We start from the raw sequence: 9,642 nt of genomic DNA, 5'->3' as shown, positions 1-9,642 counted from the left end.
GCTGTACGGCGTGCTCGCCGCCGGTGTGCGGGTGCGTGAGACCCTCCTCCCGCTCCTGCTCCTGCCGGCGCTGGCACCGGTCCTCATCGGCGCCACCCAGGCGACCGAGGCGGCCCTCGGAGGGGCCACGGCCGAAGGCTGGCCGTGGTGCAACCTGCTCGCCGTCTTCGCCGTGGTGACCACGGCGTTCGGGGTCGCAGCCTTCGGCCCCCTATTGGAGGAAGCGTGACCGCGGTGACGTCGACCGCCAGCCGGGGGACCAGGGTGCTCGGCGCCCTCACCCTCGCCGGGTCGGCCCTCCTCGTCTGGCTGGCCCTCGTGGCCACCCCGGCCGACGCCGTCCAGGGCGACGGCGTCCGCCTGCTGTACCTGCACGTGCCCACCGTGTCGGCCGCCTACCTCGCCTTCGCCGTCACCGCCGTCGGCAGCGCCCTGTACCTGTGGCGGAAGTCGCCGTTCTGGGACCTCGTGGCCGCGGCGGCGGCCGAGATCGGCGTCGTGATGACGGCGCTCACCCTCGTGGTCGGGATGCTGTGGGGCCGGATCAGCTGGGGCGTGTACTGGGTTTGGGACGCCCGCCTCACGACCACGGCCCTGCTCGAGGTGCTGTTCCTCGGCTACCTCGCCGTCCGCCGGCTGGGCGGCGACCCCGGCGTGCGGTCCCGGCGGGCGGCCATCGCCGGCCTGATCGCCGCGGCCGACCTGCCGATCGTCCACTACTCGGTCGAGTGGTGGCGCACCCTGCACCAGGGGCCGACCCTGGCCCGCCTCGACCCCCAGATCGACGGGCTCATGCTGTTCACGCTGGTGCTCGGCATGGCCGTGTTCGCCCTGCTCTCCGCCTGGCTCCTCGTCCACCGCTTCCGCTCGCTCGCCTGCGAGGAGCGGCTGGCCGACCGGGGCCTCGACCTCGCCCTGCGCGAGCGGTGGGCCGAGGGCGCCGCCGCCGTCCCCGTCGAGGTGGCCGGCCGTGGATGACGCCGGCTTCATCCTCGGCGGCTACGCGGTGACGGCCGTGGCCCTCGCCGCCTACGCCGTCCGGGTCGTGCTCCGCGGCCGCCGGGTGACCCGCGCCCTGCCGCCCGAGGAGCGCCGGTGGCTGTAGCGACGCGCCGGCGGACGTCCCGCCGGACCTGGGTGGTGATCGTCGTCGTCCTCGCCGCCATCGGCTACCTGGCCTGGCAGGGGATCGGGAACGCGACCCTGTACTTCTACAACGCCGACGAGGCCGTGGCCCGGCGCGACGAGCTCGGCGACCGGCGGTTCCGGGTGCAGGGCACGGTGGTCGACGGGTCGGTCGTCGAGACGGGCGCGGCCGTCGACTTCACCATCGAGTTCGCCGGCACCACCGTGCCCGTCCACCACGTGGGCGACCCGCCCGAGCTGTTCCAGCCCGGCATCCCGGTCGTGCTCGAGGGCCACTGGGACGGCGAGCGCTTCGCCAGCGACCAGATCATGGTGAAGCACTCCTCGGAGTACAAGGCCGAGAACCCCGACCGGGTCGAGCCGGGCGCGCCCTGATGAACGCCGCCCTCGGGAGGGCCGGGGTCACCCTCGGCTTCGTCGCGGCCGTGCTCGGCGCGGTCACCGTCGCCGCCGGCCTGGCCCGCCACCGCCCCCCGATGCTGCGGGCCGGCCGCAGCTACGCCTTGCTCGTGCTGCTCGGCGCCCTCGTCGCCACCTTCGCCATGGAGCGGGCCCTCGTCGGCCACGACTTCTCCGTGCGCTACGTGGCCGAGAACGGCAGCCGGTCCACGCCGCTGCTCTACACGGTGGCCGGCCTGTGGGCCGCGCTCGAGGGGTCGATCCTGCTGTGGGGCCTCGTCCTCGCCGGCTACGTCGTCACCGTCACCCACGTGTTCCGTCGCCGCCTGGCCGAGCCGCTGGTCGGCTGGGCCATGCTCGCCATGCTCGCCGTCGCGGCCTTCTTCTTCGGCCTGCTGCTCGGCCCGGCCGACCCGTTCCGCACGATCAGCCCGGTCCCCCTCGACGGCAACGGGCCCAACCCGCTGCTCCAGAACCACCCGCTGATGGCGATCCACCCGCCGATGCTGTACCTCGGCTACGTCGGGTTCACCGTCCCGTTCGCGTTCGCCATCGCCGCCCTCGCCAGCGGCCGGGTGGGCGAGGGGTGGCTCGTCGCCACCCGGCGCTGGACGCTGTTCGCCTGGGGGTTCCTCACCGTCGGCATCCTGCTCGGCGCCTGGTGGAGCTACGAGGTGCTCGGCTGGGGTGGGTACTGGGCGTGGGACCCGGTCGAGAACGCCTCGTTCCTGCCGTGGCTGACCGGCACCGCCTACCTGCACTCGGTGATGGTCCAGGAGCGGCGCGGGATGCTGCGGGTCTGGAACCTGTCGCTGCTGTGCGCCACGTTCTCGCTGACGATCCTCGGCACGTTCCTCACCCGTTCCGGGGTGCTCGAGTCCGTCCACGCCTTCACCGAGTCGGCCGTCGGCCCGTCCCTGCTCGCCCTGTTCGGCGTGGTCGTGCTCGTGTCGGTCGGGCTGATCGGCTGGCGGGGCGACCGCCTGCGGGCGCCGGGCCGCATCGACTCGCCCCTGTCGCGGGAGGGCGCCTTCCTCGCCAACAACGTGGCCTTCGCCGCGTTTGCCTTCGTGGTGCTGCTCGGCACGGTGTTCCCGCTCGTGGTCGAGGCCCTGCGCGACGACCGCATCTCCGTCGGCCGCCCGTACTTCGACCGGATGACGATGCCGATCGGGCTGGCCCTGCTGTTCATGATGGCCGTCGCCCCCGTGCTGCCCTGGCGCAAGGCGTCGGGCGAGCTGCTCCGCCAGCGCCTGCTGTGGCCGGCGTGGGCGGGCACGGCCGCCGTCGCCCTGTCGGTCGTCCTCGGCGCCCGCGGCCTCGCCCCGGTGCTGGCCTTCGGCCTCGGCGGGTTCGCGGCCGGCGCCGCCGCCCGCCAGATCGTCCTCGCCACCCGCCGGCAGGGCTGGCGGGGCCTCGTCGGGCGGACCAACGGCGGCATGGTCGTCCACCTCGGCGTGGTCGTCGTGGCCGTTGCCTTCGCCGCCAGCCAGAGCTTCTCGTCCCAGGCCGACCTCCGCCTGTCGCGGGGCGACACCGCCACCGTCGCCGGCCACACCGTGCAGTACCTCGGGGTCGAGCGGACGGCCACCGACCAGAAGTCGACGGTCGCCGCCCTGGTCAGGGTGGACGGCGGGCCCGTGCACGAGCCGGCGCTGAACACGTTCCCGAACGGCACCCAGCCCATCGGCACGCCGTCGGTGCGCACCACGCCGGTGGCCGACGTCTACCTGTCGCTCACCAGCGCCGGCACCGGCGACGACCCCGACATCGGCCTGCGGGTCGTGGTCGAGCCGCTCGTCTACTGGCTGTGGATCGGCGGCGGGATCATGGCCGCCGGCACCGTGCTGGCCGCCTGGCCCGGCCGCCGGCGCCGGCCGACCGAGCCGGTGTCGGCCCCCGTGCCGGCCGAGCCCGTCGTCGAGCGGCCGGAGCGGGAGCCGGCCGCGGTCGGCTCGCCGTGAGCCCGGCCCGGTGGGCCGCCGTCGGCGTCGGCGTCGTCGTCGTCCTCCTGCTCGGCGTGCTGGCCACCCGCCAGCCGGCCGCCGAGCGCAACGAGTCGTCGCCGCTCGTCGGCCGGGCCGCGCCGGCCATCGTGGCCGAGACGGTGGCGGGCGAGGCGTTCGACCTCGACGACCTGCGGGGCCGGTGGGTGGTCGTCAACTTCTTCGCCACCTGGTGCGGCCCGTGCCGGGCCGAGCACCCCGACCTCGTCTCGTTCAGCCGCCGCCACCTCCAGGCCGACGACGCCCGCGTCGTCAGCGTCGTGTTCGCCGACGAGCCCGGCGACGTGCGGGACTTCTTCGCCGAGGAGGGCGGGGAGTGGCCGGTCGTGCGGGACGACGACGGCCGCATCGCCCTCTCCTACGGCGTCACCGGCGTGCCGGAGTCGTACCTGGTGGCGCCGTCCGGCCTGGTCGTGCAGAAGATCACCGGCGGGGTGACGACCGACGGCCTCGACCGGCTCCTGGCCTCGGCCGAGGCGGCAGCGGCCGGGAGCGCGCCGTGAGGCGCTGGCTCCCGTGGGCGGCGATGGCCGTCGTGCTCGCCGTCAGCCTCGGCGTCGGCCTGACCGGCGAGCCGGCCCCCCGCACCCTGGAGGAGCGGGCCATGGCCGTCGCCGACACGGTCCGCTGCCCGACCTGCCGCAGCCAGTCCGCCGCCGACTCCGACGCCCCCGCCTCGGTGGCCATCAGGACCGAGATCGAGGCCCGGCTGCGGGACGGGCAGACCGACGGCCAGATCCGGGCCTACCTCGTCAGCCGGTACGGCGAGGACGTGCTGCTGCGGCCGAGCGGGTCGGGGCTGACCGGGCTGGTGTGGGCACTGCCGGTCGCCGCCGTGGTCGTCGCCGCGGCCGGGCTGGCCGTCGCCTTCCGGCGCTGGCGGGGCGGGGCGCCGCCGGCCGTCACCGACGAGGACCGGGCGCTGGTGGAGCGGGCGAGGGCGGCGACGTGACCCTGGACCTGGAGGAGGAGCGCGACTTCCTGCTCCGCTCCCTCGACGACCTGGAGCGGGAGCGGGCGGCCGGCGACGTCGCCGAGGACGACTACCGCACCCTCCACGACGACTACACGGCCAGGGCGGCGGCCGTCATCCGGGCCATCGAGGACGGCAGGGCCGAGGGCGCGGCCGCGCCCGCGCCCGAGCCGGCCGGGAAGCGCCGCGACCGGCGCCCGCTCATCGGCGTGGCCATCGTGGTGGCCGTCGCCGCCACCGCCGGGCTGCTGGTGGCCCGCTCGGCCGGCGAGCGGCGCCCGGGCGACACGATCACCGGCACGGCCGCTCCCGCCGGCGACGTCGAGCGCGACCTGCTGCTCCAGGCCCAGGCGGCGATGGGCACCGACCCGGTCGCCGCGCTCCAGGCCTACGACCAGGTGCTGGCGGAGGACCCGGACAACGTCGAGGCGCTCACGTTCCGGGGCTGGCTGCTGTACCAGGCGTCGCTCACCGACGAGGGGCTGGCCACCATCGAGCGGGCCCTCGAGATCGACCCGGCGTACCAGGAGGCGCTCACCTTCCGGGGGGTGATCCGCCGCCAGCAGGGCGACCTGGAGGGGGCGGCGGCCGACTTCGAGGCCGTCCTCCGCCAGGACCCGCCGGCCGACATCGCCCAGCTGGTGGCCACCGCCTACCAGGAGGTGCAGGCCCAGCTGTCAGGGTCGCCGGCGACCGCCCCGCCCGGCACCGCGCCCTGACGTGGCCGTCCGCCTCGGGGGAGGGCAGGGCTTCTACGGCGACGGCCACGGGCCGGTGGCCGACGTGCTGGCCGACGGGGTCGACTACCTGGTGTGCGAGGCGCTGGCCGAGCTGACCCTCGCCATCCTCCAGAAGGACCGCCAGCGCGACGAGTCGCTCGGGTGGACGAGGGACCTGCCGGCCTACGTCGCCCAGGCCCTGCCCTGGCTGGCCGACGGCCGGACCCGCATGGTCACCAACGCCGGCGGGATCAACCCGGTGGCCGCCGGCCGGGCCGTGGTCGACGTGCTCCGCCGGGCGGGCGCCACCGGGCTCCGGGTGGCGACGGTGGTCGGCGACGACGTGCGGCCCCGCGCCGCCGAGCTCGGGCTGCCGGAAGGGACGCTGTTCGCCAACGCCTACCTGGGCGCGGCGCCGGTGGTGCGGGCGCTCGAGGAGGGCGCCCACGTCGTCGTCACCGGCCGGGTGGCCGACGCCGCGCTGTTCCTCGCCCCGCTCGTCCACGAGCACGGCTGGGCGGCCGACGACTGGGACCGCCTCGCCGCCGGCGTGGTCGTCGGCCACCTGCTCGAGTGCAGCGGCCAGGTGACCGGCGGCAACTACTCGGGCGCCTGGTGGGAGAACCCCGACCCGCTGCGGGTCGCCTTCCCGATCGCCGAGGTCGAGGCCGACGGCTCGGCGGTCGTCACGAAGCCGGCCGGCACGGGCGGGATGGTCACCTTCGACACCGTGCGCGAGCAGCTGCTCTACGAGGTCCACGACCCGGCCCGCTACCTGAGCCCCGACGTGGTCGCCGACTTCACGTCCGTGCGGGTCGAGGACCTCGGCGGCGACCGGGTGCGGGTGTCGGGCACGAGGGGGGCGCCGGCCCCGCCGACCTACAAGGCGCTCGCCTGCACGCCGGCCGGGTGGGCGGGCGAGGCCAGGCTGGCCTACAGCTGGCCCGACGCCGAGGCCAAGGCGAGGGCGGCGATGGCGTTCGTGCGGGGCCGGGCGGAGGCCGCCGGCCTCGCCGTCGAGGAGTGGCACGAGGAGGTGTTCGGCGCCGGCGCCTTCGGCGGGCCGACCGTCGACCTCCCCGACGGGTTCGACCCGCCCGAGGTGATCGCCCGGCTGGCCTGGCGGGCCGCCGACCGCGACGTCGCCGCCGCCGTCGGCCGGGAGGTCGGCGTGCTCGGCCTCTCCGGGCCGCCGACGATCACCGGGACGGGCCGGGCGAGGGACGGCGGGCCGTCCCAGCTGCTCGCCGTCGAGCCCCTCCTCGTCGACCGGGCCCTGGTCGACGCCCAGGTGCGGGTGGCCGTCACCGAGACCTGACCCGCTGCTACCGTCCGCCGCCATGGCCGACCAGCAGCCCCAGTGGGGCCAGCCCCAGCAACCCCAGTGGGGCCAGCCCCAGCAGCCGCCGTGGGGCCAGGCCCAGCCGCCGCCCCCGCCCCAGCAGTGGGGCCAGCCGGCCGCCGGCCTGCCGGGCAACTACTACGGACGGCCGCTCGGGCGGCCGAGCAACCCGGGCACGGTCATCCTGCTGACGATCGTCACGTTCGGCATCTACGCGCTGATCTGGACCTACCGCCAGCACGAGGACGTGAAGAAGTACTCCGGCAACGGCGTCGGCGGCGCCCTCGGGCTCGTGCTCTACCTCTTCACCGGCGCCATCGCCACGTTCTTCCTGCTCCCCGTCGAGGTCGAGCAGCTCTACAGGAACGAGGGCCAGCCGTCGCCGGTGCAGTGGACGATCGGCTGGTGGTTCCTGCTCCCGATCGTCGGCAACTTCGTGTGGTACCTCCGCATGCAGGACGCCATCAACGCCTTCTGGCAGCAGCGCGGCGCCCCCGCCCCGTAGCCGCGGGCCCCGCTCAGTCGGCCAGGTCGCCGCGGAGGTAGGCGTCGTAGGCGCCGAGGTCGAGCAGGCCGTGGCCGGAGTACGAGAAGAGGATCACCCGCTCGGTGCCCTCCTCCCTCGCCGCCAGGGCCTCGTCGACGACGGCCCGGATGGCGTGGGCCGTCTCGGGCGCCGGGATCGTCCCCTGCGACCTCGCCCACTGCACGGCGGCGTCGAACACCTTGCCCTGCGGGTAGGCGACGGCCTCCATGCGGCCGGCCCGCACCAGGTTCGAGATGATCGGCGCGTCGCCGTGGTAGCGCAGGCCGCCGGCGTGGATCGACGGCGGGACGAACTCGTGGCCGAGCGTGTACATCCCGAGCAGCGGGGTCATGCCGGCCGTGTCGCCGAAGTCGTAGTCGTAGCGGCCCTCGGTCAGCGTCGGGCACGACGACGGCTCGGCCGCCACGAGGCGCACGGCGGCGTCGGGCACGAACGGCAGGGCGATGCCGCCCAGGTTCGACCCGCCGCCGCAGGAGCCGACGACCACGTCGGGCCGCTCCTCGCCGGCCAGCGCCAGCTGCTCCCTGGCCTCGAGCCCGATGACGGTCTGGTGGAGCAGCACGTGGTTCAGCACCGAGCCGAGCGAGTAGTGGGTGTCGTCCCGTGAGGCGGCGTCGCGCACGGCGTCGCTGATGGCCCACCCGAGCGAGCCGGGGTGGTCGGGCTGGTCGACCGGCGACGGCACGACCTCGCCGCCCCAGGTCTCCATCATCACCCTGCGGTACGGCTTCTGCTCGTACGACGCCCGCACCATGTAGACCTTGCACTCCAGGCCGAGCAGGGCGCAGGCGAAGGACAGGGCGCTGCCCCACTGGCCGGCGCCGGTCTCGGTGCTCAGGCGGGTCGTCCCGGCCTCGCGGTTGTAGTACGCCTGCGCGACGGCCGTGTTGGGCTTGTGCGACCCGGCCGGGGAGACGGACTCGTCCTTCAGGTAGATGCGGGCGGGGGTGCCGAGCGCCTCCTCGAAGCGCCTGGCCCGCACGAGGGGGGTCGGCCGCCACAGGCGGAGCGCGTCGAGCACGGCGCCGGGCACATCGACCTCCGGCGCGGCCGTCACCTCCTGCTCGATCAGCGCCATCGGGAACAGCGGGGCGAGGTCGTCCGGGCCGATCGGCTCCCGCGTCCCCGGGTGGAGGGGCGGGTCGAGCGGGGCGGGGAGGTGGGGGACGACGTTGAACCAGGCCTCGGGGACCCGGTCGGGGGGCAGGTGCCAGCGCACGGACCGAGCATCGCGCGGCCTCCTCGGGCGCGCCCGGCCCAGGTCGGGACGAACCGCTCAAGTCCCGGGCCCACCGGCCGATGGGGAGCCGTGGAGCGCGCCGCCTGCCCCGCCTACGCCGGCTCCTGGCCTCCGGCCCTGTGGTGCCCCGGCGCCCCGGCGACCCGCTCGCCCGCCCTCGACCCGGCGACGGCCATGGTCACCGTCGCCGCGCTGTGGTGGCTGGGCTCGGCGGTGACGGTCGCCATCACGTAGGCGGCGCCAGCCAGCGGGCCCTGGCCCACCGGTCGCCCTCCCGCTCGAGCACCCACGTCGAGCCCTTGTCCGACCCGCCGTCGCCCTCGACGACCATGCCCTCGTCGGCCAGCCGGCGGATCACGTCGGGCACCAGCTCGCCGTGGGTCGACAGGACGACGTGCTCGCCGGCGTGGCGCTCCAGCAGGGCCAGCGCCTCGTCCACGCCGGCCGTGTCCACCAGCTCGTCGGCCAGCTCGACGGCGAGGCCCCGCCGGGCGGCCAGGGGCTCCACCGTCTCCCGGCACCGGAGCGCGGAGCTCGACAGGACGCGGTCGACCGGGCACCCGGCCAGCTGGTCGGCCAGGCCCTCGGCCTGGCGCCGGCCCTCGTCGTCGAGGGGGCGGAGGTCGTCGGGCTGGTGCCACTCCTCGCGGTTGCCGGCGGTGGCGTGGCGGATGAGGTAGGCCGTCACGCCGGCACGGTACCCTCGGCCGCGGTGGCCAGGATCCGCCTGCGCGACCTGTGCGGCGCCCGGTCGGGCGACAAGGGCGACGTCGCCGACATCTCGCTGTTCGCCGACGACGAGGCCGCCTACGAGGCCGTCCGGGAGGCGGTGACGGCCGAGCGGGTGCGGGCCCACTTCGGCTCGCTGGTGAAGGGCCCGGTCGAGCGCTACGAGGCCCGCAACGTGCTGGCCCTCAAGTTCGTGCTCCACGACGCGCTCGGCGGCGGCGCCCCCCGGTCGCTGCGGGCCGACAACCTCGGCAAGACGTTCGGCGCCTCCCTCCTGCGCATGGAGGTGGACGTGCCCGACGAGGTCGCCGCCTCGGCCCGCCGCCGCCCGGCCCCGCTGCGCCGGCCGGGCTAGAGCCGCTCCTCCAGCCGGCGGGCGGCCTCGACCTCGGCCGCGTAGTACGTACGGCCCCACTCGGCCACCAGCCGGGCGTGGCGCCAGGTGGGGTCGTCGCCCAGGTCCTCGTGCACGGCCTCGACCTCGGCCAGCAGCTCCTCGCAGCGCCTGCGGTGCTCGGCGACGGTCGCCCGCAGCCGCTCG

General features: G+C 75.8%; 15 protein-coding genes. 12 read left to right on the top strand and 3 right to left on the bottom strand.

Annotated features, from left to right (window positions below; translation table 11 throughout):
• The 10 genes from VGB14_07505 to VGB14_07460 form a co-directional block, all read left to right on the top strand.
• Nucleotides 1–229 (top strand): heme exporter protein CcmB (locus tag VGB14_07505; protein ID HEX9992756.1); only part of this gene is annotated, 229 nt, incomplete at its 5' end.
• A gap of 5 nt (nt 230–234) precedes the next feature.
• Complete coding sequence (gene ccsA / locus VGB14_07500; GenBank protein ID HEX9992755.1) at nt 235–978, top strand: cytochrome c biogenesis protein CcsA; 744 nt, start codon at nt 235–237, stop codon at nt 976–978.
• Nucleotides 971–1,105 (top strand): hypothetical protein, encoded by a 135-nt coding sequence (locus VGB14_07495; protein HEX9992754.1) that lies wholly within the window; start codon nt 971–973, stop codon nt 1,103–1,105. The genes ccsA and VGB14_07495 overlap by 8 nt, the downstream gene beginning before the upstream one ends.
• Nucleotides 1,096–1,521, top strand: a complete 426-nt coding sequence (locus VGB14_07490) for a cytochrome c maturation protein CcmE (GenBank protein HEX9992753.1) — start codon at nt 1,096–1,098, stop codon at nt 1,519–1,521. The genes VGB14_07495 and VGB14_07490 overlap by 10 nt, the downstream gene beginning before the upstream one ends.
• Nucleotides 1,521–3,509, top strand: coding sequence for a heme lyase CcmF/NrfE family subunit (locus tag VGB14_07485; GenBank protein HEX9992752.1), 1,989 nt, complete (start codon nt 1,521–1,523; stop codon nt 3,507–3,509). Before VGB14_07490 ends, VGB14_07485 begins: the two co-directional genes overlap by 1 nt.
• Complete coding sequence (locus VGB14_07480; protein ID HEX9992751.1) at nt 3,506–4,054, top strand: TlpA disulfide reductase family protein; 549 nt, start codon at nt 3,506–3,508, stop codon at nt 4,052–4,054. The genes VGB14_07485 and VGB14_07480 overlap by 4 nt, the downstream gene beginning before the upstream one ends.
• Nucleotides 4,051–4,503 (top strand): cytochrome c-type biogenesis protein CcmH, encoded by a 453-nt coding sequence (locus VGB14_07475; protein HEX9992750.1) that lies wholly within the window; start codon nt 4,051–4,053, stop codon nt 4,501–4,503. Before VGB14_07480 ends, VGB14_07475 begins: the two co-directional genes overlap by 4 nt.
• Entirely contained in the window at nt 4,500–5,243 is a 744-nt protein-coding gene (locus tag VGB14_07470) for a tetratricopeptide repeat protein (GenBank protein ID HEX9992749.1), read from the top strand. The genes VGB14_07475 and VGB14_07470 overlap by 4 nt, the downstream gene beginning before the upstream one ends.
• A gap of 1 nt (nt 5,244) precedes the next feature.
• On the top strand, nt 5,245–6,561 hold the full coding sequence (locus tag VGB14_07465) for an acyclic terpene utilization AtuA family protein (protein ID HEX9992748.1): 1,317 nt from the start codon (nt 5,245–5,247) through the stop codon (nt 6,559–6,561).
• 22 nt (nt 6,562–6,583) lie between these two features.
• The gene (locus VGB14_07460; protein HEX9992747.1) at nt 6,584–7,090 is read left to right on the top strand and encodes a DUF4234 domain-containing protein; all 507 of its coding nucleotides are present in this window, start codon (nt 6,584–6,586) and stop codon (nt 7,088–7,090) included.
• 13 nt (nt 7,091–7,103) lie between these two features.
• Here VGB14_07460 and VGB14_07455 read toward each other — a convergent pair whose 3' ends face one another.
• Complete coding sequence (locus VGB14_07455) at nt 7,104–8,351, bottom strand: TrpB-like pyridoxal phosphate-dependent enzyme (GenBank protein ID HEX9992746.1); 1,248 nt, start codon at nt 8,349–8,351, stop codon at nt 7,104–7,106.
• A 90-nt stretch (nt 8,352–8,441) separates the two neighbouring features.
• Here VGB14_07455 and VGB14_07450 point away from each other — a divergent pair, with 90 nt between their 5' ends.
• A complete protein-coding gene (locus VGB14_07450; protein ID HEX9992745.1) occupies nt 8,442–8,606 on the top strand; it encodes a hypothetical protein in 165 nt (54 codons plus the stop codon).
• Here the strand turns inward: VGB14_07450 and VGB14_07445 are convergent.
• Nucleotides 8,599–9,060, bottom strand: a complete 462-nt coding sequence (locus tag VGB14_07445; GenBank protein ID HEX9992744.1) for a phosphoglycerate mutase family protein — start codon at nt 9,058–9,060, stop codon at nt 8,599–8,601. The two genes, VGB14_07450 and VGB14_07445, sit on opposite strands and share 8 nt — an antisense overlap.
• 24 nt (nt 9,061–9,084) lie before the next feature.
• On the opposite strand from VGB14_07445, the gene VGB14_07440 reads away from it, so the two are divergent.
• Complete coding sequence (locus tag VGB14_07440; GenBank protein HEX9992743.1) at nt 9,085–9,456, top strand: hypothetical protein; 372 nt, start codon at nt 9,085–9,087, stop codon at nt 9,454–9,456.
• Here VGB14_07440 and VGB14_07435 read toward each other — a convergent pair.
• On the bottom strand, nt 9,453–9,642 hold a 190-nt coding region (locus VGB14_07435; protein ID HEX9992742.1), incomplete at its 5' end, for a hypothetical protein. The two genes, VGB14_07440 and VGB14_07435, sit on opposite strands and share 4 nt — an antisense overlap.

This window comes from Acidimicrobiales bacterium (genome assembly GCA_036399815.1).
Classification (GTDB): Bacteria; Actinomycetota; Acidimicrobiia; order Acidimicrobiales; family DASWMK01; genus DASWMK01.
This window is presented reverse-complemented; position numbering and strand designations above follow the sequence as displayed.